Annotated in this window: 24 protein-coding genes; 13 read left to right on the top strand and 11 right to left on the bottom strand. The window is 62.9% G+C overall.

Translation table 11 applies throughout. The annotated features are described in order from the left end of the window. Position 1: 1 nt before the first annotated feature. Both AB5Y47_RS14275 and AB5Y47_RS14270 read right to left on the bottom strand, forming a co-directional pair. A complete protein-coding gene (locus AB5Y47_RS14275) occupies positions 2–1069 on the bottom strand; it encodes an HlyD family secretion protein (protein WP_010673265.1) in 1068 nt (355 codons plus the stop codon). A 37-nt stretch (positions 1070–1106) separates the two neighbouring features. Then, positions 1107–1535 carry a MarR family winged helix-turn-helix transcriptional regulator gene (locus AB5Y47_RS14270; protein WP_010673264.1) on the bottom strand — a complete coding sequence of 143 codons (429 nt, stop codon included), beginning with the start codon at positions 1533–1535 and terminating at the stop codon, positions 1107–1109. Positions 1536–1657: 122 nt separating this feature from the next. Here AB5Y47_RS14270 and fumC point away from each other — a divergent pair, with 122 nt between their 5' ends. Then, positions 1658–3049 carry a class II fumarate hydratase gene (gene fumC, locus AB5Y47_RS14265; protein WP_368220332.1) on the top strand — a complete coding sequence of 464 codons (1392 nt, stop codon included), beginning with the start codon at positions 1658–1660 and terminating at the stop codon, positions 3047–3049. Between the two features lie 131 nt (positions 3050–3180). Here the strand turns inward: fumC and AB5Y47_RS14260 are convergent, their stop codons facing one another. Next, a complete protein-coding gene (locus AB5Y47_RS14260) occupies positions 3181–3618 on the bottom strand; it encodes a VOC family protein (protein ID WP_010673262.1) in 438 nt (145 codons plus the stop codon). A 398-nt stretch (positions 3619–4016) separates the two neighbouring features. On the opposite strand from AB5Y47_RS14260, the gene putA reads away from it, so the two are divergent. After that, positions 4017–7964, top strand: coding sequence for a trifunctional transcriptional regulator/proline dehydrogenase/L-glutamate gamma-semialdehyde dehydrogenase (gene putA, locus AB5Y47_RS14255; protein ID WP_368220331.1), 3948 nt, complete (start codon positions 4017–4019; stop codon positions 7962–7964). A 157-nt stretch (positions 7965–8121) separates the two neighbouring features. Here the strand turns inward: putA and alr are convergent, their stop codons facing one another. Beyond that, positions 8122–9195 (bottom strand): alanine racemase, encoded by a 1074-nt coding sequence (gene alr, locus AB5Y47_RS14250; protein ID WP_368220330.1) that lies wholly within the window; start codon positions 9193–9195, stop codon positions 8122–8124. Between the two features lie 138 nt (positions 9196–9333). Beyond that, positions 9334–10728, bottom strand: a complete 1395-nt coding sequence (dnaB, locus tag AB5Y47_RS14245; protein WP_039040054.1) for a replicative DNA helicase — start codon at positions 10726–10728, stop codon at positions 9334–9336. A 421-nt stretch (positions 10729–11149) separates the two neighbouring features. On the opposite strand from dnaB, the gene AB5Y47_RS14240 reads away from it, so the two are divergent. Further along, positions 11150–12004, top strand: coding sequence for a Tim44 domain-containing protein (locus AB5Y47_RS14240; protein WP_010673257.1), 855 nt, complete (start codon positions 11150–11152; stop codon positions 12002–12004). Positions 12005–12197: 193 nt separating this feature from the next. Here the strand turns inward: AB5Y47_RS14240 and ushA are convergent, their stop codons facing one another. Then, positions 12198–13868, bottom strand: a complete 1671-nt coding sequence (ushA, locus tag AB5Y47_RS14235; RefSeq protein ID WP_010673256.1) for a bifunctional UDP-sugar hydrolase/5'-nucleotidase UshA — start codon at positions 13866–13868, stop codon at positions 12198–12200. Between the two features lie 248 nt (positions 13869–14116). Between ushA and AB5Y47_RS14230 the strand changes: the two genes are divergently transcribed. The 3 genes from AB5Y47_RS14230 (at position 14117) to AB5Y47_RS14220 (ending at position 15870) form a co-directional block, all read left to right on the top strand. Next, complete coding sequence (locus AB5Y47_RS14230; RefSeq protein ID WP_010673255.1) at positions 14117–14455, top strand: DUF2956 domain-containing protein; 339 nt, start codon at positions 14117–14119, stop codon at positions 14453–14455. A gap of 115 nt (positions 14456–14570) precedes the next feature. After that, positions 14571–14906, top strand: a complete 336-nt coding sequence (locus tag AB5Y47_RS14225; RefSeq protein WP_010673254.1) for a hypothetical protein — start codon at positions 14571–14573, stop codon at positions 14904–14906. Between the two features lie 97 nt (positions 14907–15003). Continuing rightward, entirely contained in the window at positions 15004–15870 is an 867-nt protein-coding gene (locus AB5Y47_RS14220; RefSeq protein ID WP_010673253.1) for a tetratricopeptide repeat protein, read from the top strand. Between the two features lie 69 nt (positions 15871–15939). Here AB5Y47_RS14220 and AB5Y47_RS14215 read toward each other — a convergent pair whose 3' ends face one another. Both AB5Y47_RS14215 and fkpA read right to left on the bottom strand, forming a co-directional pair. Further along, on the bottom strand, positions 15940–17343 hold the full coding sequence (locus tag AB5Y47_RS14215) for a sigma-54 dependent transcriptional regulator (RefSeq protein ID WP_029313876.1): 1404 nt from the start codon (positions 17341–17343) through the stop codon (positions 15940–15942). Positions 17344–17491: 148 nt separating this feature from the next. After that, positions 17492–18301 (bottom strand): FKBP-type peptidyl-prolyl cis-trans isomerase, encoded by an 810-nt coding sequence (gene fkpA / locus AB5Y47_RS14210; RefSeq protein ID WP_029313875.1) that lies wholly within the window; start codon positions 18299–18301, stop codon positions 17492–17494. Positions 18302–18420: 119 nt separating this feature from the next. Here fkpA and AB5Y47_RS14205 point away from each other — a divergent pair, with 119 nt between their 5' ends. Continuing rightward, positions 18421–19389, top strand: coding sequence for a WD40 repeat domain-containing protein (locus tag AB5Y47_RS14205; protein WP_041211198.1), 969 nt, complete (start codon positions 18421–18423; stop codon positions 19387–19389). Between the two features lie 14 nt (positions 19390–19403). Then, positions 19404–19619 (top strand): SlyX family protein, encoded by a 216-nt coding sequence (locus AB5Y47_RS14200; protein WP_010673249.1) that lies wholly within the window; start codon positions 19404–19406, stop codon positions 19617–19619. A gap of 64 nt (positions 19620–19683) precedes the next feature. Here the strand turns inward: AB5Y47_RS14200 and AB5Y47_RS14195 are convergent, their stop codons facing one another. Together AB5Y47_RS14195 and AB5Y47_RS14190 are read right to left on the bottom strand one after the other, a co-directional pair. Beyond that, a complete protein-coding gene (locus AB5Y47_RS14195) occupies positions 19684–20322 on the bottom strand; it encodes a peptidylprolyl isomerase (protein WP_010673248.1) in 639 nt (212 codons plus the stop codon). Between the two features lie 146 nt (positions 20323–20468). Continuing rightward, the gene (locus AB5Y47_RS14190) at positions 20469–20675 is read right to left on the bottom strand and encodes a YheV family putative zinc ribbon protein (protein ID WP_010673247.1); all 207 of its coding nucleotides are present in this window, start codon (positions 20673–20675) and stop codon (positions 20469–20471) included. A gap of 39 nt (positions 20676–20714) precedes the next feature. On the opposite strand from AB5Y47_RS14190, the gene AB5Y47_RS14185 reads away from it, so the two are divergent. From AB5Y47_RS14185 to AB5Y47_RS14175, 3 genes are all read left to right on the top strand, one after another. Then, positions 20715–21401, top strand: a complete 687-nt coding sequence (locus AB5Y47_RS14185) for a hypothetical protein (RefSeq protein ID WP_045523722.1) — start codon at positions 20715–20717, stop codon at positions 21399–21401. Positions 21402–21539: 138 nt separating this feature from the next. Next, entirely contained in the window at positions 21540–22439 is a 900-nt protein-coding gene (locus AB5Y47_RS14180; RefSeq protein WP_045523724.1) for a chemotaxis protein, read from the top strand. A 60-nt stretch (positions 22440–22499) separates the two neighbouring features. After that, complete coding sequence (locus tag AB5Y47_RS14175) at positions 22500–23483, top strand: hydrolase (RefSeq protein WP_045523726.1); 984 nt, start codon at positions 22500–22502, stop codon at positions 23481–23483. On the opposite strand, the gene AB5Y47_RS14170 is transcribed toward AB5Y47_RS14175, so the two are convergent. Further along, positions 23465–24616, bottom strand: coding sequence for a GGDEF domain-containing protein (locus AB5Y47_RS14170; protein WP_045523728.1), 1152 nt, complete (start codon positions 24614–24616; stop codon positions 23465–23467). The two genes, AB5Y47_RS14175 and AB5Y47_RS14170, sit on opposite strands and share 19 nt — an antisense overlap. 89 nt (positions 24617–24705) lie before the next feature. Here AB5Y47_RS14170 and AB5Y47_RS14165 point away from each other — a divergent pair, with 89 nt between their 5' ends. Together AB5Y47_RS14165 and AB5Y47_RS14160 are read left to right on the top strand one after the other, a co-directional pair. Next, entirely contained in the window at positions 24706–24951 is a 246-nt protein-coding gene (locus tag AB5Y47_RS14165) for a YheU family protein (RefSeq protein WP_045523730.1), read from the top strand. A gap of 235 nt (positions 24952–25186) precedes the next feature. Further along, positions 25187–26056 (top strand): phosphoribulokinase, encoded by an 870-nt coding sequence (locus AB5Y47_RS14160; protein ID WP_010673241.1) that lies wholly within the window; start codon positions 25187–25189, stop codon positions 26054–26056. The last annotated feature ends 3 nt before the right edge of the window (positions 26057–26059 follow it).

Raw genomic sequence — 26059 nt, 5'->3', positions numbered from 1 at the left:
ATCAACCTCGACCTGACAGGCCAGGCAGGGTGCGCTGATGGCCGGTGTCTATCTCGGCGGTGGCACTCAGACCCGCCCTCAGGGTGGGCAGATCCGCTCCCGAATCCAGCTTGATCCGCACTGCCACCCGCTGGGCGATCTTGACCCAGTTGCCGGTGGCGTTCTGGGCCGGGATCACCGAAAACTCGGAGCCTGTGGCCGGGCTCAGGCTCTCCACCACCCCGGTCCAGTGCGCATCGGGGTAGGTATCCACACTGATGCCCACCTTCTGGCCAGGTTGCACATGGGTCAGCTCCGTCTCGGTGAAGTTCGCCTCCACCCAGGGGGTGTCGGTCTCCACCAGCATCATGGCGGTCATGCCCACCAGATTGTACTGGCCGGGCTTGGGCAACTGGCTGACGATGCCGTTGGCGGGGGCATAGATGGTGGTGCGAGCCAGATCCAGCCTGGCCTTGGCCAACTCGGCCGCGGCCTCCTGATAGGCGGGCTGCTGATCCACCGGCAGGTTCACGTCCCCGCTGAGGGAGGCTTCAATCTTCTTGAGCCCCTCCTCCAGCGCCACCTGCTGCTGGGCGGTCTGTATGGTGAGCTGGCGGGCATCGTCGTAATTGGCGGTGGAGGTGAAGTGCCTGGTCACCAGATCCGCCTGGCGATGCTCCTCCTTCAGGGCATAGGCATGGCGGGTGCGGGCCACGGCGATCTCCGCCTGCTGGCCGCGATAACTGGTCTGCAACGCCACCAGATCGGTGCGCACCTTGGCAAGTTCCGCCTCGGCCTTGGCCACGGCGACCCGGAAGGACTCCTGATCCAGCTCGAACAGCGGCTGGCCAGCCCGGACCTGCTGGTTTTCCTCGACGAACACCTTGGCCACCCGGCCCAGCACCTCGGTGCTGATGGGGACCTTGTCCGCCTTCACATAGGCGTTGTCCGTCTCCACATAGCGCCCGCCCTGCAGGTAGATAACGCCCGCCCCGAGCAGGGCCAGTGCCGGCACCACCACCAGCAACAGCAGGCGGGTGCGGCGCCGGTTGGCGGCGGGACGGGAGGAAGAGGGGGAATCAGTGGTCATGATATGGCTCCACGTTGGTTGGCATCACAGGAAAGCATCAGAGGTGGCCGAGGTTGGCACGCAGGATCTTGAGGGAGCGGCACAGCGCCTCGGTCGCCTCCTCCCCCAGCTCGCCGATGGCCCTCTGATGCACCAGATCGGACGCCTGTTTGATCATCGCCAGATAGGGGGTGGCCCCTTCGGTCAGATGGAGCTGATAGGCACGCCTGTCATGGGGGTCGCTGCGCCGCTCCACCAGGCCGCTCTCCGCCAGCTGATCGAGCTGACGGGCCAGGGTGATGGGCTGGATGTCGAGCCGCTCCGCCAGATCCACCTGGCGGATCCCTTCGCTGCGTGCAATGTGCACCAGAGCCCTGGCCTGGGCCAGGGTGAGGCAGCTTCCCTCCAGCTGCTGCTGGAACTGGCGGCGCATCAGGCGCTGGACGTCGCCGATGAGAAAGCCAAGGGTGTCCGGTTGTTTGTTCATGATATGCAACCCATATAGTAAGCTTTACTTATTATATGCAAAGCGTATCCACGTGCAAGCTGGCCCCGGCCGCCGTTTGGGTTCATGCTGGGTGCCACCACCTCAACGGCAGGAGACACGTCATGGATATCAGGATGGAGCGGGACAGCCTGGGGGAGATAGCCGTCCCGGCGGACAGGCTCTGGGGGGCCCAGACCCAGCGCTCCCTGCATCACTTCAACATCTCGGGGGAGCGCCAGCCCATGGAGATCATCCATGCCCTGGCCTGCATCAAGTCCGCCTGCGCCCGGGTCAACCACGCCCTGGGGCTACTCCCCGCCCGCAAGGCCCAGGCCATCATGGCCGCCGCCGACGAAATCCTGCGCGGCCTGCACGACGCCGAGTTTCCGCTGATGGTGTGGCAGACCGGCTCCGGCACCCAGACCAACATGAACCTCAACGAGGTGCTGGCAAACCGGGCCAGCGAACTGCTCGGCGGCTCCCGGGGGGAAGCGCGGCTGGTGCATCCCAACGACGAGGTAAACAAGAGCCAGTCCAGCAACGATGTCTTCCCGAGCGCCATGAACCTAGCGACGGTCACCGCCATCACGCAGCGGTTGCTGCCGGCCCTCGCTGCCCTGAAGCAGACCTTGGCAGGCAAGGCCGCCGCCTTCGACCACATCGTCAAGATTGGCCGCACCCATTTGCAGGATGCCACTCCCCTCACCCTGGGCCAGGAGATCTCCGGCTGGGTCGCCCAGCTTGAACAGGGGGAGCGCCATCTACGGGCCGCCCAGCCCCATTTGTGCGAGCTGGCGCTCGGCGGCACAGCCGTGGGCACCGGCCTCAACTGCCCTCCCGGCTTTGCCGAGGCGGTGGCCAGAACCCTGGCCGAGCAGACCGGCCTGCCGCTCATCAGCGCCCCCAACAAGTTCGAGGCCCTGGCGGCGAGTGACGCCCAGGTTCACGCCCACGGTGCCCTCAAGACGCTGGCAGCCTCCCTCATGAAGATCGCCAACGACGTGCGCTGGCTGGCGAGCGGCCCCCGCAGCGGGCTGGGGGAGCTGCTCATCCCCGAGAACGAGCCCGGATCCTCCATCATGCCCGGCAAGGTCAACCCGACCCAGAGCGAGGCGCTCACCATGCTCTGCGCCCAGGTGATGGGCAACGATGTGGCCATCAACATCGGCGGCGCCAGCGGCAACTTCGAGCTCAACGTGTTCAGGCCGATGATCGCCTACAACGTCCTGCAGAGCGTGCGGCTGCTGGCGGACGGCATGCAGAGCTTCCACGACCACTGCGCCGTCGGCATCACCCCGAACCAGGCCAGGATCGACGATCTGCTCTCCCGCTCCCTGATGCTGGTGACGGCCCTCAACCCCCATATCGGCTATGACAAGGCGGCCGACATCGCCAAACGGGCGCACCATCAGGGGCTGAGTCTGCGGGAGGCGGCCATTGCCTCGGGCCACCTCAGCGCGGAGCAGTTCGATGCCTGGGTGATCCCCGCTGACATGGTGGGTCGCACGCCATAAGGCAGCTCAGCGCACTGCAATCCCATGCTCGGGGCATACCAGCGCAGGTGGCAGGCGCAGCAAATAGGGACAGTGATGGGCAATAAAGATGAAAAGGGCGCCATGGCGCCCTTTTCATTGCAGATCTGCCGTCAGGTCTTGCTCTGGCAGTTGAACATCCAGTGGGTGCCGAACTTGTCCACCAGGGATCCGAAATAGTCACCCCAGAACATCTCCGCCAGCGGCATCTCCACCTGGCCTCCCTCAGCCAGGGCTGCGAACAGGCGATCGGTCTCGCCCCGGCTGTCCGGCTCCAGGTTGAGGTAGCTGTTGTTGCCCTGCACCAGGGTGAACCCCATGCTGGCCGGAGCATCCGTGCCCATCAGCACGTGACCCCCAAGGATGGGCAGGGCCACATGCATCACCAGCTCCCCGTCTTCCTCCGACAAAGGGGGCTGGCCCGGGCAACCCGGGGACTCCTTGAACCTGTGGATGGGGCCGCTGAAGTCACCGCCGAACACTTCGCGATAGAAGAGGAAGGCAGCCTCCGTCTCCCGGGCAAAATTGAGATAGGTACTGACACGCGCCATGGGTTTCTCCTTGTCACCGATAGCTGGCCCCTGTGGCCAGCTAACAGCATAGAAGAGCACGGGGCTCTGTCAGGTGGCGCTCCACCCCCTTCTGCGCACGGGGGAGCCGCGCTCACAGCCCAGGCTCGGTCGAACACGCAAAAGCGCAACCCGATTCACAGTGGGTTGCACCTTATATAGGCATTCATAAGATGCATTGCCAACCCATTAATAATGCTGTGAAAAGCGGACAAGCGGCGGGCTTGAAAGGAGCCTGATGGAGACCGGATTCATGGAAGAATTCAACAATGTAACCAATACATTAAAATTTCTTGCTTGAAGGTTGCACCTGGTTGCACCATCATCGGCGAAATTTAACCGTCCGGTAATATTGTTACCTTCTAGACACAGGAAGTCCCATGGCCACTACCACCCTCGGCGTCAAACTCGATGAAGCGACCCGCGACCGCCTCAAACAGGCTGCGCAGACCCTGGATCGCACTCCCCACTGGCTGATCAAGCAAGCCATCTTCACCTATCTGGAGCAACTGGATCGCGGTCTGACCCCGCCCGAGCACTCCGGGCTGGCTGCCGCCGCCGGGGAAGAGGCCGTCGAGACCCTGACCGAGCAGGGCATCCAGGTCTTCCTCGAGTTTGCCGAGAGCATTCTGCCCCAGTCCGTGCTGCGGGCCGCCATCACGGGGGCTTATCGCCGCCCCGAGACCGAAGCCGTCCCCATGCTGCTGGAGCAGGCCCGTCTGCCCAAGGAGAAGGCTGACGCGACCCAGAAGCTGGCCATGGGCATCGCCGAGAAGCTGCGCAACCAGAAGAGCGCCAGCGGCCGTCAGGGCCTGGTGCAGGGGCTGCTTCAGGAGTTCTCCCTCTCCTCCCAGGAAGGGGTGGCCCTGATGTGCCTGGCGGAGGCGCTGCTGCGCATCCCCGACAAGGCGACCCGGGATGCCCTCATCCGCGACAAGATAAGCGGCGGCAACTGGAGCCAGCACCTGGGCCAGAGCACCTCATTGTTCGTCAACGCGGCCTCCTGGGGTCTGCTCATCACCGGCAAGCTGGTGGCCACCCACAACGAGGCGGGCATGAACAGCTCCCTCAAGGGACTCATCGGCAAGGGGGGTGAGCCGCTCATCCGCAAGGGCGTCGACATGGCGATGCGCCTGATGGGTGAGCAGTTCGTCACCGGCGAGACCATCGCCGAGGCGCTGGCGAACGCAGGCGGCATGGAGAGCAAAGGGTTCCGCTACTCCTACGACATGCTGGGGGAAGCGGCCCTGACCGAGGAGGACGCGAAACGCTATCTGGCCTCCTACGAGCAGGCCATCCACGCTATCGGCAAGGCCTCCCACGGTCGCGGCATCTACGAGGGGCCGGGTATCTCCATCAAACTCTCCGCCCTGCATCCGCGCTACAGCCGCGCCCAGTACGATCGCGTCATGGAGGAGCTCTACCCCACCTTGCTGGGCCTGACCCAGCTCGCCAGGCAGTATGACATCGGCATCAACATCGACGCCGAGGAGGCCGATCGCCTGGAGATCTCCCTCGATCTGCTGGAAAAGCTCTGCTTCGATCCGTCCCTCGCCGACTGGAACGGCATCGGCTTCGTCATCCAGGCCTACCAGAAGCGCTGCCCCTATGTGATCGACTACGTCATCGATCTCGCCAAGCGCAGCCGTCACCGCCTGATGATCCGTCTGGTGAAGGGCGCCTACTGGGACAGCGAGATCAAGCGCGCCCAGCAGGAAGGGCTGGAAGGCTACCCGGTCTATACCCGCAAGCCCTACACGGACGTCTCCTACCTCGCCTGCGCCCGCAAGCTGCTGGCGGTGCCCGAGGCCATCTATCCCCAGTTCGCCACCCACAACGCCCACTCCCTGTCTGCCATCTATCAGCTGGCGGGTCAGAACTACTACCCGGGCCAGTACGAGTTCCAGTGCCTGCACGGCATGGGTGAACCGCTCTACGAACAGGTGGTCGGCAAGGTGGCCGACGGCAAGCTGGGTCGCCCCTGCCGCATCTATGCTCCGGTGGGCAGCCACGAGACCCTGCTCGCCTACCTGGTGCGCCGCCTGCTGGAGAACGGGGCCAACACCTCCTTCGTCAACCGCATCGCGGACAACAACATCTCCCTCTCGGATCTGGTGCAGGATCCGGTGCAGCAGATCGAGCAGATGGCCGCCCGTGAAGGGACCCTGGGTCTGCCCCATCCGCGTATCCCCCTGCCCCGGGATCTCTACGGCGAGGCGCGCCCGAACTCCGCAGGTCTGGATCTCGCGAACGAGCACCGCCTGGGGTCACTCTCCGCCGCCCTGCTCGCCAGCACCAACACCGCCTATCAAGCCGTGCCCATGCTGGGTTGCGACACCGAGGCGCCGACCCAGTTCCAGCCCGTGCTCAACCCGGCGGATCACCGCGATGTCGTCGGTCAGGTGAGCGAAGCCACGGTAGCGCTGGTGGACAAGGCTCTCGCCTGCTCCCTCACGAGCGGCCAGATCTGGCAGTCCACCCCGCCAGCCGAGCGGGCCGCCGTGCTGGACAGGGCAGCCGATCTGATGGAATCCGAACTGCAACCCCTGATGGGCCTGCTGGTTCGCGAATCCGGCAAGACCTTCGCCAACGCCATCGCCGAGGTGCGCGAAGCGGTGGACTTCCTGCGCTACTACGCCGCCCAGGCGCGCAACCACTTCGCCAACGACACCCACAGGCCGCTCGGCCCCGTGGTCTGCATCAGCCCTTGGAACTTCCCCCTGGCCATCTTCAGCGGCCAGGTGTGCGCGGCCCTGGCCGCCGGCAATACGGTGCTGGCCAAGCCTGCCGAGCAGACCCCCCTCATCGCGGCACAAGCGGTGCGCATCCTGCTGGAGGCGGGGGTTCCCGCCGGTGCGGTGCAACTGCTGCCGGGCCGTGGTGAGACCGTGGGTGCGGCGCTCATCGCGGACGAACGGGTGCGCGGCGTCATGTTCACCGGCTCCACCGAGGTGGCGGGCATCATCTCCCGCAACCTGGCCGGTCGCCTCGACGCCCAGGGTCGCACCATTCCCCTCATCGCCGAGACTGGCGGCCAGAACGCCATGATCGTCGACTCTTCCGCCTTGACCGAACAGGTGGTGATGGATGTCATCTCCTCGGCGTTCGACAGCGCCGGTCAGCGCTGCTCCGCCCTGCGAGTGCTGTGCGTGCAGGATGACGTGGCGGATCGGGTGATCCGGATGCTCAAGGGCGCCATGGCCGAGTACAAGGTCGGCAGCCCCGAGCACCTCTCCACCGACATCGGTCCCGTCATCGACGCCGAGGCCAAGACCAACATCGAACGCCACATCAAGGCGATGGGCGACAAGGGGCGCAAGGTGCACCAGATCGCTCGCACCCAGGGGGATGCCTGCAGCCGCGGCACCTTCGTGCTGCCGACCCTGATCGAGCTCGACAGCCTGGACGAACTGGGACGCGAAGTGTTCGGCCCTGTGCTGCACCTGGTCCGCTACCCGCGCACCCGGCTCGGGGAGTTGCTCGAGCAGATCAACGGCAGCGGCTACGGCCTGACCCTGGGTGTCCATACCCGCATCGACGAGACCATCGCCCAGGTGGTGAACGTGGCCAAGGTGGGCAACCTCTACGTCAACCGCAACATCGTGGGCGCCGTGGTCGGGGTGCAACCCTTCGGTGGGGAAGGGCTTTCCGGCACCGGTCCCAAGGCCGGTGGCCCGCTCTACATGTATCGCCTGCTCGGCGCCCGTCCCCAGGAAGCGGTGGCCAACCAGCTGCACCAGGAGTCCGGTGCCCTGCATGCCGAGGCGAAAGCCCCCCTCGTGGCCCTGCGCGACTGGGCGAGCAAGCAGGATCCGGCCCTCGCCGCCCTGTGCGATCACTACGCCGCGATCTCCCAGAGCGGCCGTACCCAGCTGCTGACCGGCCCCACCGGCGAGCGCAACAGCTACAGCCTGCTGCCCCGGGAACGGGTGCTCTGTCTTGCCCAGGAGAAGGCCGACCTGCTGGCCCAGCTGGCCGCCTGTCTGGCGGTCGGCAGCCAGGTGCTGCTGCCGGACGATGCCCAGACACGCTCCCTGCTCTCTTCCCTGCCGACCGAGGTGCGGGATCCCATCGCGCTGGTGGCGGACTGGGCCACGGGGGAGACGGACTTCGATGCCCTGCTGCACCACGGCGACTCGGATCAGTTGCGAGAGGTGAGCAAGCTCGCCGCCGCGCGCCAGGCAGCCCGTAACGGCGCCATCATCGGTGTGCACGGCCTGCATCGCGGCGAGACCGACATCCCGCTGGAGCGCCTGCTCATCGAGCACGCCCTCTCGGTCAACACCGCCGCCGCCGGTGGCAATGCCAGCCTGATGACCATAGGCTAAGCGCCACATAGTGACGGAGACTCAAGCCCCGCCGATGCGGGGCTTGTTCTTTCGTCTCTGGGACACGCCCATGAAAAAGGCCGCCCTTGTCGGGGCGGCCTTTTTGTTCTCCCTTCTCCCCTCGCGGGAGAAGGATGGGGGATGAGGGGCGACTCGCCTACACATACTCCATAAAGACGCGGGAGGTGAGCTTGGTGATGAGCTCATAGGGAATGGTGCCGATCTGGTCGGCCACCCGCTCTACCGGCAGCCCTTCCCCCCAGAGCACCGCCTCGTCACCGGCCTTGTCGGTGGCGCCGGGGCCGAGATCCACCGTGGTCATGTCCATGGAGACGCGCCCCACCAGAGGCACGATGCGGCCATTGACCAGCACTGGCGTGCCGTTGGGGGCCATGCGCGGATAACCGTCGCCATAGCCGATGGCAATCACCCCGAGCCGGGTATCGCGATCCGACACCCAGTTGGCGCCATAGCCTACCGGCTCGCCCGACTTGTGATCCCGCACTGCAATCAGTTGTGTCTTGAGGGTCATCACCGGCTGCAGGTCGTAATCCGCCGCCACCGTATTAGGGAAGGGGGAGACGCCGTAGAGGATGACGCCGGGGCGGATCCAATCGCAGTGGGAATCCGGCCACGCCAGGATGCCTGCCGAGTTGGCCATGGCGCGCTCGCCCAACAGCGGCGCAGTCAGCTGGCTGAACAGATCGATCTGCTCGCGGGTGGTGGGTTGCTCCAGCTCATCGGAGCGGCTGAAGTGGGTCATGACGTTGAACGGCTGCACCACGTTCTTGCACTTGCCGAGGCGTTCGATAAAGGCGGGCATCTCTTCGGCCCGCACGCCGAGTCGGTGCATGCCGGTGTCGAGCTTGAGCCAGGCTACCACGGGGGCAGGCAGCTCGGCCTGCTCCAGCGCTTCGAGCTGCTCCCAGGTGTGCACCGCGGTCTGCAGGTTGTTGGCCGCCAGCACCGGCAGGTCGGCGGCGCTGAAGAAGCCCTCCAGCAGCACGATGGGCTTGACCACGGCGCAGGAGCGCAGCATCAGCGCCTCTTCGATGCGGGCCACCGCGTAGGCGTCCGCATCCACCAGGGTGCGGGCGACCGGCAGCAGGCCGTGGCCATAGGCGTTGGCCTTGACCACGGCAATGATCTTGCATTGGGGGGCGTGGCGTTTGACCACAGCGAGGTTGTGGCGCAGGGCCGCTGTATTGATCTGGGCGATAGCCGCTTTCATCTGTTTTCCCTTACGAGGGCATGATAATCAGGCACCGGGTGGTGTCAGCCCTCAAATCTCATCGTCTAAGGCCGGACCGGCAGAATTGTCGAACCGGGAAAACTGTTTATGGATGCCGGGAGCAGGCTCCCGGCTTACTTAGTAGTCATCATCAAACGCCGGGCCCGCGTAGTTGTCAAAGCGCGAGAACTGACCCTGGAAGGTGAGCCGCACTCGTCCTATGGGGCCGTTACGCTGCTTGCCGATGATGATCTCGGCGATCCCCTTGTCGGGGCTGTCGTCGTGATAGACCTCGTCGCGGTAGATGAACATGATCAAGTCCGCATCCTGCTCGATGGAGCCGGATTCCCGCAGATCCGAGTTGACCGGGCGCTTGTCGGCCCGCTGTTCCAGGCTTCGGTTCAGCTGGGAGAGCGCCACCACGGGGCACTGCAACTCTTTCGCCAGCGCCTTGAGGGAGCGGGAGATTTCACCGATTTCCAGAGTACGGTTGTCAGACAGCGCCGGCACCCGCATCAGCTGCAGGTAGTCCACCATGATCATGCTGATGCCGCCGTTGTCCCGCGCCACCCGACGGGCACGGGAGCGCACTTCGGTCGGGGTCAGGCCGGAGGAGTCGTCGATGTACATCTTCCCCTTCTCCAGCAGCAGCCCCATGGTGGAGGAGAGCCGCGCCCAATCCTCGTCGTCGAGCTGGCCGGTCCGCACCTTGGTCTGGTCGATGCGCCCCACCGAGGCGAGCATACGCATGATGATCTGCTCGGAGGGCATCTCGAGGGAGAAGATCAGCACCGGCTTGTCGGCGGTGAGGGCCGCGTGCTCGCACAGGTTCATGGCAAAGGTGGTCTTGCCCATGGAGGGACGGGCGGCGACGATGACCAGATCCGAACGCTGCAGGCCGGCGGTCATCTTGTCCAGATCGTTGTAGCCGGACGACACGCCGGTCACCCCGTTGTGGGGGGTCTTGAACAGCTCTTCAATCTTGTCGACGGTCTGCTCGAGGATGAGCTTCAGGGGCTGGGGGCCCTCGTTGGCGCTTGTGCGCTGCTCGGCGATCTGGAACACCTTGCTCTCGGCCAAGTCCAGCAGATCGTTGGAGGTACGCCCCTGGGGCTCGTAGCCCGCTTCGACTATCTCGTTGGCGACCGAGATCATCTCCCGCACCACCGCCCGCTCACGCACGATCTCGGCGTAGGCACTGATGTTGGCGGCACTCGGGGTGTTCTTGGCGATCTCCACCAGATAGGCGAAGCCACCGGCCTCTTCCAGTTGCTCGGAGCGCTCGAGCTCCTCCTGCAGAGTGATAAGGTCGATGGGGTTGCCCGCATTGGAGAGGCGGGTCATGGCCTGGAAGATCAGGCGGTGCGGGCGGCTGTAGAAATCCTTGTCGATCACCCGTTCGGCGACCCGATCCCAGGCCTCGTTGTCCAGCATCAGGCCGCCCAGTACGGACTGTTCGGCCTCAAAAGAGTGGGGGGGTACTTTCAGCTGTTGTGTCTTGGCGTCTTTTTTCGCCGTCACTTGCTCTGCCATACACATAAAAACCGCAGCGGGAAGGGGACGGGAATTTTACAAAAGAAACCCCGCCATCGCGAGTGCTAATACGTCCCGTCATCGCATCCGGCGACAAGACGGGACCCTGGCCTCGTCAGCGTCATCCACTTCTGCGCCGCAGACCTGCCTCACAGTACGAGAAAGGGCCAGACCAGGGTCTGATCTTTCGTTCTTGCTCTTTGCTTGTTGCGCAACCTGCGCACCGAGCGACTCGGCCGTCTGTGTCTCATGGGCGCCTCCCCTGTCGGACGACTCAATCTGTTCATGAATAATTCATGCCATCCGTGATAATCATACCCGCAAGCTGCAACACAAAAAGGGACTGGCAGCCTGCCATGCGCCTCGCTGAGCTTGCACAAGCAGAGCATGCCCCCACCTACATGAGAGTGAAAGAGTCAAAATGAAAAAGATGCTGACCCTGTTTGCCCTGATCCTGGCCATTGGCCTTGGGGCACCCATCGCCGAGGCCAAGAAACTTGGTGGCGGCAAATCCTTTGGCAAGAGCTACAAGACGGCTCCGGCCCAACCTGCAGCCAAGCCGGTCGACACCAAGAACCCGACCGTGGGCGCTCAGGCACCCAAGAAAGGCGGCATGATGGGCGGCCTGCTGGGTGGTCTGCTGGCCGGCGGTCTGTTTGCCTACCTGCTGGGCAGCGGTGCCTTCGAAGGTCTGCAAGGGATGGACTTCCTGCTGATCGCCCTGCTGGCACTGGGCGGTGTCTTCCTGTTCCGAGCCCTGCGCAGGAACAAGGCGGCAGCGGCCCAGCCACAGACGGCCTATGCGGGCTATCAACCGCCCCAGAGCGCGGCCCCCCAGCAGTTCGAGCAGAGCCACAGCGCCCCGCAGGCCACCGGTTTTGCCGACAGCGACGTGCCCTTCCGTCTGCCCCCGGGCTTTGACATGAACGGCTTCCTGGCCGGCGCCCGCGATCACTACCGCACCCTGCAAGAGGCCTGGAACAAGAACGACCTGGAGAAGATCCGCGAGTACGTGAGCCCCGAGCTGTTCGAGCACCTCAAGGCAGAACGCGCCGAGCTCTCCGGTGAGCAGCACACCGAGGTGATGTACGTGGACACCCAGCTGGTCCGTGCCGACTACGGCAGCGACTGGGCCCAGGTGAGCGTGCGCTTCAGCGGCCGCTACATGGACCGTCAGGAGCAGGTCGAGGAGGACATCAAGGAGGTGTGGCACCTCGAGCGTGATCTCGCCAAGGACAATGCCCCCTGGCATATCGTCGGCATCGAGCAGCTCTAAGGCTCAACCGACCCATTTCATCAAGGCGACCTCAGGGTCGCCTTTTTATTGCCATCAGATCGTGTCATGCCCTATTTCGGGGCAGCTTCCCGTGGCCGGATATATTTCCCGAGAGACACTGCTGATGACATTGAAAATAAAAAGAGAGGCAGCCATGACTGCCTCTCTTTTTTATTGGCTCGGGGTGCAGGGATTATTTGCAACCCTCTACCGAGGTGGAGTTGATATAGCTGACCTCGCCGGCCGGCTGATAATCGGCGACCTGAATGGTCTTCTTCACCGCGATATAATCCTTCAGCACACCGGCATCCACCAGACCGGCATTGATGGTGTCGATCTTCGGATAACCGTCACCACCGGCCGCGCTGAAGCTCGGGATGGAGAAGCTGTAGGTTGCTGCCGGATCGAAGGCCTTCCCGCCGATGGTGGCGATGTCCACGCTCTTGGCCTGGCAATCCACCGTCATCTTGATGCCGCCGAACTGGGCATAGCCACCGGTATTGGCGGTCTTGGTCGCGACCTGACCCAGGTAGGTCAGCAGCTCGTTGCCGCTCATGGTCGCCTTGTTGACGGTGTTGCCGAACGGATGCACGGTCAACACGTCACGGTAGCTGATGTCCCCTGCCGCGATGGAGGCACGCACCCCACCGGAGTTGACGATGCCAAAGTCGGTGCTCAGCTTCTCGGCGGTCGCGGTGGTGATGAGACGACCCAGGTTGGTCTGCTTGTTGCGGACGTTGGCGCGCTCACCGTCCAGTACGCCATCGGTGGCACCGATGACCACACCCAGCTCCTGCTGTCCCTTCTCCTGATAGGTGAGCAGGGTGTTGTAGAGCTCGGGATCCTTGACGATCTCTTCCTGAATGAAATCACCGTCCGCATTCTTCAGGTTGACCGGGATCAGATCGTACTGGGTCAGGGTCAGCTTGCCATTCTGATAGTCAAACTGGGCACGACCCACATACTTGCCCCACTCGTGAGCCTGCATGATCCAGGTGCCGTTCTGCTGATCCGGCTGACAGTCGTCGCCCGGCTTGAAGTCGGCGTACTTGTCCGGGGTGCCCGGCTCCATGCAGACCGGGTTCTGGGAGTGACCACCGATGATGGCGTCCAGAGTACCTGCCGGCAGCGCACGGGCCATCTCCACGTCACCCGGTGCGTTGCTGCCGTGCTGACCATTCTCGTAATGGCCCATGTGGGTGATGGCAAGAACCAGGTTCGCCTCTTTGTTGTCGCGGATTTGCTTGCCGAGATTGGCGGCTTCAGTGGTCGGATCGCGGAACTCGAGGGTCTGGACGTTGTTGGGATCCACCAGCTGGGCGGTGTCCTCTGTGGTCAGACCCAGCACGGCGACCTTGAGGCCGCTCTCCAGCTTGAACACCTTGTAGGGATCGAAGTAGCGCTTGCCGCTCGTCTTGTCATAGATGTTGGCGGAGATCATCGGGAACTGGGCCCACTGACGCTGTTTCTCGAGGATGGTCAGGGGGTTGTCGAACTCGTGGTTGCCCACCGCCATGGCATCGTAACGGATGCTGTTCATGGCCATGAAGTCCGGCTCTGCATCCTGCAGATCCGACTCCGGCACCCCGGTGTTGACGTCACCGCCGGAGAGCACCAGCACTTCGCTGCCCGCCGCTTTCGCCTCGGCACGCAGCCGCTCGACCAGGGTCTTCTGGGCCGCCATGCCATATTCGCCCTTGTCGTTGTGCCAGAAACGACCGTGGGTATCATTGGTATGCAAAATGGTCAGCTTGCAGACATTTTCGGTGCAGGGGGCGACGCTGTCGTTGCTTGAGGTATTGCAGCCGCTCAATGCGGCAAGCACTGCCAGTGCGATACTTCCTTTGACAAATTTATAATTCATTTCCATATCACCTTGTTATTTTGTTATTGGACGACCCTATCCAGGATCGGGCGGTAATATAACAAACAACATGTGACGGTTTTTCATCGGCGACTCACAAATTCCGCCAAATGTGATCATCCACGCAACCTGTTTCCCCTATTTGGAACAGAGGCACCCCACTCGCAGAGCAATTTCCCCCATGATGGCAGCCCGCCGGTAACGGTTATGGCATACTGCCCGCCAATCAATGCCAAGGAGTGCCTGGAATGGCCAAGTACGACAAAATTTCCCCCGAAACCCAGCAGGAGGCGATGAAGATCGCCCGTGCCAACCAGAAGCCGGGGCAGACCAAGGAGCAAACCCAGCTCATCGCCCAGGGGATCCAGAAGGGCATAGACGAATACAAGAAACAGATGAAGGCGAAGGCCCGCGAGGCCAGCCGCCAGAAGAAACTGCAAGCCAAAGCCAGGCACTCTTCCCAAGAGACGCCGGAAGAGGAGAGCGAAGCCGAGGTCATCGAGCTCACCCGCCAGCACCCGCTGCCCTGGATCCTGCTGGTGCTGAGCTGGCTGGTATTTGCCGTGCTCTGGTTCTGGTTCCGCTGATCCTGCCCAGGCAAACCTTTGCCCTGCGATCCGCTTCACAGCCCGGGCGCGGGGGACTGGTCATTCCCCACCCGGACTGCCTACACTCTGCCCCCCTTGTCAGGAGACACTCATCATGAACCCGGCCCCGCTCTATCTGCTGGCTCCCCTCGCCCTCTTCCTCGTGACCCTGGTGCTCTATCGCATCTCGCCACTGCGGGCGGTTGCCGCCGGCCATGCCCGCTGGTTTATCCTGCCCGCCTTCACCCTCTTTATCCTGCTCATCGTCATCAATGGCGCTGCGGATCCCGCCCTGAGAAGCCCTGCTTTCCACTGGCTGATGCCGGGGTTCGGCTTTGCCCTGAGCCTGTTCCCTGCCCTGCCCAAGGCACTGGTACCGCGCCTGGCTATCAAGGAGGGAGCCTTTGCTGCCCTGGGTCTGATGCTGATGAGCCTTGCCATGGTCTACTGATCGGCAAGCGCTGGCGTCACGATGGCGCCAGTCCCCTTCTTGTACAAAGAATGGCCTTCAGGCATCTTGGTGGGCGGATAACCGGCATGGAGGCCAGATGAACAATCCGCCCGATTTCATGGCACTGTGGGATTATCAGGATCCCGTTGCCAGCGCCCAGCGTTTTCAAGCACTGCTGCCCGAGGCGCGTGCCGCCAACCTGCAATGGGAGCTGGAGCTCCTCACCCAGATAGCCCGCACCCATTCGCTGCAACGCCAGTTTGCACAGGCGCACCAGCTGCTCGACGAGATAGAACCCCGCCTCACCGAGGCGACTCCACGGGCCCGCCTGCGCGCCTTGCTGGAGCGTGGCCGCACCTTCAACTCCGCCGGTGACAAGGCCAGCGCCAGAGCCCTGTTTGAACAGGCCTGGCAACTGGGAGAGCAGTACGAAGAGCACTATCTGGCCATCGATGCGGCCCACATGGTGGCCATCGCCGCCCCCTTGGAGGAGCAGAGCCACTGGCACCAGCTGGCGATGACCCTGGCCGAGCGCAGTCACGACAAGCGGACGCGAGGCTGGCTCGCCAGCCTCTATAACAATCAGGGCTGGACCCTGTTCGAGCTGGGTCGCCTCGACGAGGCCATCGCCTGTCAGCAAAAGTGCCTGGCTTGGCACGAGCAGCACAACAACCAGGGCAAAGCCTTTATCGCCCGCTGGAGTCTGGCGCGCCTGAGCCGGGCCCAGGAGCGCCATGAACAGGCCATGGCCGAACTGGCACAGTTGCGCGACGACATGGCCGCCGTCGGCACCCCCGAGGATGGCTATGTGTTCGAGGAGCTGGGGGAGAATGCACTCGTGCTCAATGATCCCGCGGCGACCGAGTACTTTGCCCGCGCCTGGTTTCTGCTGTCACAGGATGGCTGGTTCACCGCCAACGAGGCAGAACGGCTGGCCAGGCTCAAGCAGCTCGCCAAACTCTGATAAGCGTGCGGGGCGACCAATTGGCCGCCCCGCACATCAGCATGTCTGCCCGGGAGCAGAGGTGACGGCTCAGGCCGGACTCGCCTCTTCCCAGCTCTGCTTCTTGCGATAAATCGTGGAAGGGCTTATTTCCAGCAGGGCCGCCGCCTTGGGGATGTTGCCATCACAACTGGCGATGGCCTGTTCGATGGCCTCCTTTTCCACCTGCCAGAGCGGACGAACCTGCCTGCGAACGACCACGGGTTCTGACTGGGGATCCGCGATCCCGACCGCAGGCTCCGGGGCCAGGGTACGCCCCCCGTTGAGGGGAGGTGGCAGGATATCCGGGCTCACCAGCTCGCCATCGTTGAGCACCACTATGTTGCGCACCACGTTTTGCAGCTCGCGCACGTTGCCGGGCCAGGGGTAGTCGAGCAGCACCTGCACTGCGTCCGCATCAAAGTCCCTGAATCGCTTGTTCTCCTCACCGGCATAACGCAGCAGCAACTCCCGGGCCAGCAGCAGGATGTCCTCTCCCCGCTCCCTCAGGGGGGGCAGCGCCAGCGGGATCACGTGCAGGCGGTAGTAAAGGTCTTCACGAAACCGTCCGGCCTTGACCTCCACCAGGGGATCCCGGTTGGTGGCGCAGACAAAGCGCACATCCACCGTCTCCAGCTTGCCGCTGCCGACCCGCTGCAGGGTGCCGGTCTGGATGAAACGCAGCAGCTTGCTCTGCAGGTCGAGATCCATCTCGCAGATCTCGTCGAGGAAGAGGGTGCCGCCGTTCGCCAGACTGGCCGCCCCCTTGCGATCCCCCTGGGCACCGGTAAACGACCCCTTCACGTGGCCGAAGATCTCGCTCTCCATCAGGTCATGGGGAATGGCGGCGCAGTTGAGGGCGATGAAAGGCTGATCCCGACGCGGGCTGCACTGGTGAATGGCCTCGGCGCACACCTCCTTGCCGGTGCCGCTCTCGCCGGTGATGAAGACGGTGGCCTTGCTCGGCGCCGCGCTCTCGATGATGCGATAGACCGCCTGCATCGCCATGGAGGCGCCGATGAAACCGGCAAAGGAGCTGCGCTCGAAGTTTTCCCGATACTGGGCCACCAGCGAGCTGAGCTGCTGGTGCTTCAGGGCATTGCGCGCCGTGGCGCACAGGCGCTTGCCATCGAACGGCTTGGTGAGAAAATCGAAGGCCCCGAACCGCATCGCCTCCACCGCCACATCCACCGAGCCGTGAGCGGTGATCACCACCACGGAGCAGGGCAGTTGCCGCTCCGTGATCTGCTGCAAGATGTCCATGCCGGACATGTCGGGCAACTCCAGGTCGAGCAGCACCACGGGGGGCGGGCTTGCCAGCAATTGTGCCAAAGCCTGCTGGCCACAGTCTGCCAGCTGCACCTCGTAGCCATCCTGGGCCAGATACTGCTCATAGACGACCGCCAGACTGCGGGTATCTTCCACCAACAGGACACGGGGTTTGCTTTCAGCCACGAGATCCATCCTTGCGCTTGATTTTGTTGTCTATTCTGGGGGCTAGCCGCCACACACTCAAGACGGCCTCATCGCTTTATCCGGGGGATTGCGACAATACACAAGCAAAAACGGCTCCCTGGGGAGCCGTTTTTATGGTGCTTTGAGCTTATTTCTTGGCGTTGTCGCCATCGGCAGCCGGTTTTTCGATGGCCAGCAGCTCTACGTCAAATACCAGCACGGCGTTGGCCGGGATGGAACCTGCACCGTGCTCGCCATAGGCCAGCTTGGACGGCAGGAAGAACTTGAACTTGGAGCCGACCGGCATCAGTTGCACCCCTTCGGTCCAGCCCGGGATCACCTGGTTGAGCGGGAAGGTAGCCGGCTCGCCGCGATCGACGGAGCTGTCAAACTTGGTGCCATCGGTCAGGGTACCGGTGTAGTGTACCTTGACGATGTCGGTGGCCTTCGGCTTGGCGCCGTCACCCATCTTCTCGACCTGATATTGCAGGCCGGACTCAGTGCTCTTCACGCCCTCTTTCTTGGCGTTGGCAGCCAAGAACTCTTCACCCTTCTTCAGGTTTTCCACGGCATCCTTGTCGGCCTTCGCCTTGGTCAGCTCGTTGATCTTGGCGTCGTATTCCTGCAGAACCTTCTGGATCTCCTCGTCGGTCATCTTGGCTTCTTTGCCCAGACCGTCGGTGACACCCTTCAGGATCACGGTGTTGTCCAGCTTGATGCCGAGCTCCTGCTGGCGCTCCAGGGTATTGGCGATATAACGACCCATGGAGAGGCCGATCGCATAGCCGGATTGCTCTTCAAAGCTCTTGGCCTCAGCCTTGGGGGCCTCTGCCGGCTTGCTGGCTTCTGCCTTGACCTCTGCGGTGTTGGTCGCAGCAGGTTTCTCATCTTTTTGGCAAGCAGTCAGACCGACGGCAACCGCCGCAGCCAACAGGGACACCTTCAGAAAATTGTTCATCAGTTTCTCCAAAACTCTAAATACCGCTCTCGGTTCCTTCGTGAAATGAGAGGTTTATCGTGATAAGCGCCTTATACTAACGCCGTGATCGCAGGTAACGAAAGCATGAGACAGGAAAAATGATCAAAAGTGCCATTTATCTCATCGGTATTTGCCTGATGCTGACGGGGTGCGAACAACGCTCACTTCCCAGCCAGCAGATCCGCCTCGCCAACCAGGGTCTGCTGAGCGCGGATCTCGCCAGTTCCGGCAAGCTCGCGCTGGTCTCCAGCCTGGGTCAGGGCACTGTGGTGTGGGATCTGGAACAGGGCAAGGAGCGCTGGCGCTGGCGCCAGAGCGATGACCAGGAGGAGTTCGTCACCCTGACCCGCTTCTCCCCCGATGACAGCCATGCCATCACCGCCACCCAGCACACCTTCGCCATCTGGCGCTTGCAGGATGGCCGCTCCCAGGGCTACTACTCCCTGCCAGAATCCCGCCTGCGCGATGCGGCGATCTCGGCGGATGGCCGCCAGGTGCTCATCGGCCGTGAAGACGGCAAGGCGGAAGTGGTCGACACCCAGACCGGACGCCGGCTGCAATTCCTCGGCCACACCGAACAGGTCAACACGGTGGATCTCTCCCCCAATGGTCGCTATGCCCTCACCGGCGGCAACGATTACAGCGCCTATCTGTGGGATACCCGCACGGGCCAGGTGGTGTGGCGCTTCAACCACGCCGGGCGAGTCGTGATGGCGAGACTGGATCCGTCCGGACGCTTCGCCTTCACCGCAGACAGTCGCCAGGCCAGCATCTGGGATCTCAAAACCGGCAAGGAGCACAGCCGGTTGCAATATGATCACCGCTTCGAGGTCTACACCAGCGCCCGCTTCGCCAACGGCGGCAACTGGCTCATCACCGGCGCCCCCTCCCGCCAGCTCACTCTGTGGCAGGTGAGTGACGGCCAGCCGTTGCAGAGCTGGCGCGTCTCGCCCCATCCCAAGGTGAAACCGCCTAGCGCTGTGGTCTATGGCGTGGCTTTGCGCGACAATGACCACCTCGTCAGTGCCAGCTCCAGTGGCCTGGCTGAAATCTGGACTATCAAGTAAGGACCAAAAGGCCCATGAGTCAGCAACTAAACGAACGCCTCGAAACCCTGGAAAGCCGCCTCGCCTTTGCCGAATATACGGTGGAGCAGCTCAACGACGAGGTCACCACCCAGGGTCGCGAGCTGGACCGGCTCAAACACCAGATCCATCTACTGGTGGATAAATTGCAGAGCGTACAGCCGAGCCAGATCGCCAGCATGGCCGAAGAGACGCCGCCACCGCACTACTGATGCGTGCCAGCCATAAAAAAACCCGCGCCATGCGCGGGTTTTTTTATCATCGGCCAGGCCGTGATCAGTGCTGATGGCCCTTGCCGCCACAACCACCACCACCGCAGCAACCACCGTGACCGTGATCGTCGCCGTGATCGTGTGCATGGTTGTGACCATGGCCGCCACAGCAGCCACCGTGGTCATGATCGTGATCATGGCCGTGATCATGGTCATGACCATGATCGTGACCGCAGCCACCAGCGCCGTGCACATGGCCATGGGCCAGCTCTTCGGCGGTCGCGGCACGCACGTCCTTGATCTCGACCTTGAAGCCCAGGGTCACGCCAGCCAGGGGATGGTTGCCGTCCACCTTGATGAACTCCTCGGACACCTCGATGACGGTCACCGGGCGGTGACCATCGTCGGTCTCGGCCACAAAAGTATCCCCTTCAGACACTTCCATACCGTCGAACAGCTCGCCGGGCACTTCCTGCACCAGATTCTCGTCGTACTCGCCATAGGCCTGGTTCGGCGTCAGGGTGACGTCGAACGCCTCGCCCACGCTGCGACCTTCCAGCTCGGCTTCGAGGCCGGAGACCAGGTAACGGGTACCGTGCAGATACACCAGCGGCTCTTTACCGACAGTGGTGTCGATGACTTCACCGTGTTCGTCGGTGACCGTGTATTCCAGCGTAACCACGCTCAGGGGAGCTACTTTCATGTCAGGGATCCTGCGGATAGAAAAAAACGGGCTCAGAATACCTCAAAAAGGCAGACAAGCATATGGTCGGCCCGGCTTCAGTATGATGAAAAAGTCATCAACAGCGACCCGCCTGACCGGCGTACCATCACCTTGAGGCATGTCCCTCACTCGGGACGAAACACCCCTATCACCTGCTCCGCCTCACGCGTGGCCTTGTCCACCTGCTCCTGGGTCTGCACCTGGGTATCCCCGCACTCGACACAGGTCACCTTCTCGACTCCATGCTCCATATACAGCATCATGGTGTCCATCTTGCCGCACGCCGGGCAAACCGCCCCGGCAATGAAGCGTTTTTTACGTCTGGTTTCCATTTTTGTTACCTCCAGGCAGCATCATATCAGGGTTTTTACATGCATCACGCCATCGAATATCAGCATTTTTCCACTTCCACCCTTCAGGTCGGCCCCCGCAAACGCTCCCCCATGGGCCAATTGCTGCGCGTCACCCAGGGGGCGGCGCTGCTGAAATTGGGTGCCCATGAGCTGCTGCTGACACCTGGCAGCCACTTCTGGCTCTGTGCAGATGCCCTCGCCGCCTTCACCCCTCTGGCTGACTGCCAGCATGATCTGCTGGCCTGCTCCGTGCGGGTGCCCCAGCCCGCCCAGGCTGGCTGGTTGCAGGCAAGCCCGTTGATGGACGCACTGCTGGACAGCCTGGCGGCCTGGTCACGCCCCCGCGACTGGCAAGGCCCCTATGGGCAGCGGCTGCAAGTGATAGGGGATGAGTTGCACGGCTGCACCACCTCGTCCCTGGGGGATCAGGCACTGCAAGATGCCTGGCAAGCCCTGGCCAGAGCGCAGCCGGATAGCGTGGCTGCCTGGCAGACCCTGCTGGGCACTCGCGGTCTCGAGGGCCCGGACGCCCGGGCACTGCAGGATCAGTGGCAACTGTTGCAGGGGATTCGCCTGCTGCGAAGCGGCAGCACACCGTCACAGGTGGTGAGCAGGCTGGGTTATCGGGATGAAAGCGCGCTGGCCGAGGCTCATCTGCAATGGCTCGGGGCGCCCCTCTCCCCTCAGCCGTCCGCGACCCGATAAGAGAGGCATAAAAGGATGGCAAAAGAAATCCAGTTTTGCGGCTCACCGCCGCTAACAACAAAGGAGTCATTCATGTCACCATCCTTTATGCTGAACACCCGATTGACCGTCACCGACTAGATCAACAGGACATCCGCCATGACGAGCAAGGCCAACCAATCCCAGGGCATGTTGCTGTTCCACCTCTCTGCCAGACAATCCTTCGCCATCGGTACCCTCAAGGTGAAGGAGATCGTGCCCTACACCCAGCTCACCGCCCTGCCACAATCCCATCCCACCGTGCTCGGGGCCGCCAGCATGCGCGGCACCACCATCCCGGTGATCGACATGGCAATGGCCGTGGGCTACCGCCCCATCAGCCGGGAGGAGATGCCCCACTGCTTCATCATCATCACCGATTGCCGCCGCACCCTGGTGGGCTTTCTGGTGCGGGGCATCGACAAGATCACCGAGTGCAACTGGCGTGACATCGAGCCGCCCCCTCCCTCCTTGGGACAGAACGTCTTCGTCACCGGCGTGACCCGGGTGGGAGATCAGTTGATCCAGTTGCTGGATGTGGAGCTCATCCTGTCGCGGGTCTATCCGGACGATCCCAGCCATCTCTACCCCGTGCTGACCGACGTGCAGCGCGAGCGGCTCAAGCCGATGCGGATCCTGCTGGTGGACGACTCCTCCGTCGCCCGTCGCCAGCTCATGGCGGCGCTCGATTACATCAACATCCCCTACGAGGTCTGCACCAACGGACGCGACGCCCTCACCCTGATGCAGACCCGGGTCTCCCAGGGCACGCGGATCGACATCCTGGTGAGCGATATCGAGATGCCGGGGCTGGATGGTTACGAGCTGGCCTTCGAGGTGCAGAGCGATGCCAAGCTGGCGGGAGCCTACATCATCCTGCACACCTCCCTCTCCAGCGAGATCAGCGTGGAGCGGGCCCATCAGGTCGGCGCCCACGAGGCGCTCACCAAGTTTGAAGCCAACGAACTGATCCAGGCCATGCTGCGCGGCGCCGAGCACCACGATCGTCTGCTGGCCTGATGTCGCGGCGAGCCAAGGGCTCGCCGCACCCTTTTCCTCCCAGCTCTTCCGAGTCGCTGCATGTTGACAGAAAGCCACTTCCACGCCCCCTGGTGGGCCCGCAACCCCCATCTGCAAACCATTTTGCCCAAGTGGCTGCGCCGCTCGCCTGCCCGCTTCATCCAGGAGCGCTTCGAACTCCCGGACGGCGATTTCGTCGATCTGGCCTGGAGCGGCGAACCCGGCCAGGATGAACAACCCCTGGTGGTGGTGTTCCACGGACTGGAGGGGAGCATTCACTCCCACTATGCCAAAGGGCTCTTTGCCCACCTGCAGCGGCAAGGGAACGAGGCGGTGCTGATGCACTTTCGGGGGTGCAGTGGCGAGCCGAATCGGCTGCTGCAGGCCTATCACTCAGGCGCCATCGAGGACGCCCAAGCGGTGATTGCCGAGCTGGGGCGGCGTTTTCCTGGCCGTCCCCTGGTCGCCATCGGCTATTCCCTGGGGGGCAACATGCTGGTCAATCTGCTGGCGCGGGCCTGCCCGGCACCATTGAAGGCGGCGGTGGTAGTGTCGGCCCCGCTGCAACTGGCAAGCTGTGCCGATCGGGTCAATCAGGGCTTCTCACGGGTCTATCAGAACTACCTGCTGCGCACCATGCGAACCAACCTGCAAAGCAAGATCCGGCGCCAGAGCGCGGCACGGGCGCGCTGGCAGCCGGCCCAGATCACCCGCATCGCCACACTGAGGGAGTTCGACGAGCTGGTGACGGCACCGCTCCATGGTTTCGAAAGCGCCGATCACTACTACCAGACCTGCTCCGGCCTGAGCCTGCTGGCCCGCATTCCCATCCCGACCCTCGTCATTCACGCCGCCGACGATCCCTTCATGACCGATGCCGTCATTCCGGCGGCGGAGCAGCTCTCCCCTCTGGTGCGCTACGAGCTGAGCCGCCAGGGCGGCCACGTGGGCTTCCTGCACGGCTCTCCCTGGCGCCCCCGTTTCTGGCTGGATGAGCGCATCAGCCAGTGGTTGCGGCAACAGACTCAGGGCGCGAACCGGTAACCGTTGCGCCCCTCTTCCTTGGCCTGATAGAGGGCGCCATCGACCCGCTCGAGCAGCATGACGAGGCTCTCCCCGGCTCGCCACTGGGCTATCCCCTGGCTCAGGGTGAGGTGGGGGGCTACGTCGGAATCCTCATGGGGCAGAGCCCTGGCCGCCAGAGTGGCGCGAATGCGCTCCGCCACCTCCTGGCCACCGGCCAGCGTCGTCTCCTGCAGCAACACCACGAACTCCTCTCCCCCGTAGCGCGCCACCAGATCGCCGGGCTCCCGCACACTCTCCTCCAGGCACTCGGCCACCAAGATCAGGCACTCATCCCCCGCCTGATGCCCATAGCGATCGTTGTAGCGCTTGAAGAAATCCACATCGAGCAGGATCACGGTGAGCGGTACATCCTGGGTGGTGCCTTGCGCAATGGCACGCTTGCACGCCTGATCGAAGTGGCGACGGTTGGCTATGCCGGTCAGGGGATCCCGGTTGGCCATGGCATTCATCTTGTTTGCCAGCATCAGGTTGTCGTGCTCCCTTGACACCGCAAGCTCGAACCAGCCGTTGAGCATGCGCCGTCCCGTCTCCAGCACCACTAGCAAGACCCCGACCACGATGGTGTTGACCAGAACAAAGGGCTCAGGACTCCAGGAGGCTCTCACCAACAAGAACAGCAGGGGGACCGACACCAGTGCGTAAAACAGCCGCACATCGCAATACGCGGCGACGAGACCGGTCAGCAGCAACAGACTGACCATGTTGAAAATGAAACTGAAGCCTCCCTTCAAGTCGACGATCGAGATGGTGTAACCCACCATGGCCCAGGCCAGCCCCCAGGCCAGGGCACAGACGCACAGGGACACCAGCCAGATGGCATGGGGTTGACGGGAGAGCCAGCCCCACCCGAGCGGCAGCAGCAGGCCAACACCTATCATGGCAAAGAGCTGCCATTTGTAGGACCAGGGCAGGTTGCCGACCAGTACCAGGTGTGCATCCCGATAGATGTAGAAGCGGGTCAGCAGAAATACGAGGGCGATGAGATTGATGACCCAGTACCAGCGCAAACCGGCACTCAGGGCACGGCGGCGGGCATCGAACAGATGCTGTTCGAATTGGCTGGAGGGTCGGCGTTCGTCAATGGATGGCATGGCACCCCTCGTGCGAAACGAGACAAATCCCTTGCGCTTGCCGACCAGACACCGACAATATCCGCAACCCACTGCGTGAAGATGAAATCATGATTATCCCCTGGCAAGAACTGGAGCCGGACACCCTCACCAACCTGCTCGAACACTTTGTGCTGCAAGAAGGCACCGAATACGGTGAACAGGATGTCAGCCTGACCGACAAGGTCGAAGCAGTCAGGCAACAATTGCTACAAGGTAGCGCCGTGCTTGTCTACAGCGAGCTGCACGAAAGTGTCAATGTCGTCCCAAAGACTCATTTAGGCAAGTCTCCCACTGACGACTTCCCCCAAGCGTAACGCGGTCACGGCTTATCGGGCGGCTCACCCCGCCCTCCCCCTATCCAACTCGCACCATCAGGCCGCATGGCCAGCTCGCCACCCAGCAGCACCTATTCCGGCGTCCCCAGAGCACAGGGCAGCCCTCGTTCACCGCTATTGCCGGGAAGCGTGGGGGCAGCGGGAGGATGACGGCGCACTTGACCGCACTTTGGGCCACCCCTTATAACGGAACTCCCAAGGAAGAGAGAATTCTATGTCCGCCAAGCATCCCATCATCGCGGTCACCGGTTCGTCCGGTGCCGGTACTTCCACCTCCACCAACGCCTTTCGCTCCATGTTCCACCAGCTTGGATACAAGGCGGCCGTGGTCGAGGGGGACAGTTTTCACCGCTACACCAGGCCCGAGATGGACGTGGCTATCCGCAAGGCCCGGGAGCAGGGGCGGCATATCAGCTACTTCGGCCCGGAGGCCAACGACTTCGGTCTGCTGGAGTCCTTTTTCCAGGAGTATGGCCAGAGCGGCACAGGCCAGTACCGGCGCTATCTGCACAGCTTCGACGAGGCAGTGCCTTTCAACCAGATGCCGGGCACCTTCACCCCCTGGCAGGATCTGCCCGGCGAGACGGATCTGCTGTTCTACGAAGGACTGCATGGCGGCGTGGTCACGGGGGAGCACAACGTGGCGCGGCACGTGGACTTTCTCATCGGCGTGGTGCCCATCGTCAACCTGGAGTGGATCCAGAAGCTCATTCGCGACACCTCGGAACGCGGCCACTCCCGCGAGGCGGTGACCGACTCCATCGTGCGTTCCATGGACGACTACATCAACTTCATCACGCCGCAGTTCTCCCGCACCCACATCAACTTCCAGCGGGTGCCGACCGTCGATACTTCCAACCCTTTCAGCGCCAAGGTGATACCCAGCCTGGACGAGAGTATGCTGGTGATCAGGTTTCGGGGCATCAAGCAGGTGGACTTCCCCTACCTGCTGTCGATGATAGACGGCGCCTTCATGTCCAGGATGAACACCATCGTCGTGCCGGGTGGCAAGATGGGCTTCGCAATGGAACTGATCCTGCGCCCCCTGATCCAGCAACTGATCGAAACGGGCAAGATCACCTGAGCC

Origin of the sequence: Aeromonas sp. R7-2 (genome assembly GCF_040908105.1) — a bacterium.
GTDB classification, from domain to species: domain Bacteria; phylum Pseudomonadota; class Gammaproteobacteria; order Enterobacterales; family Aeromonadaceae; genus Aeromonas; species Aeromonas caviae.
The sequence above is the reverse complement of the archived record's forward strand: the minus strand, read 5'-3'. Positions and strand labels throughout refer to the sequence as shown.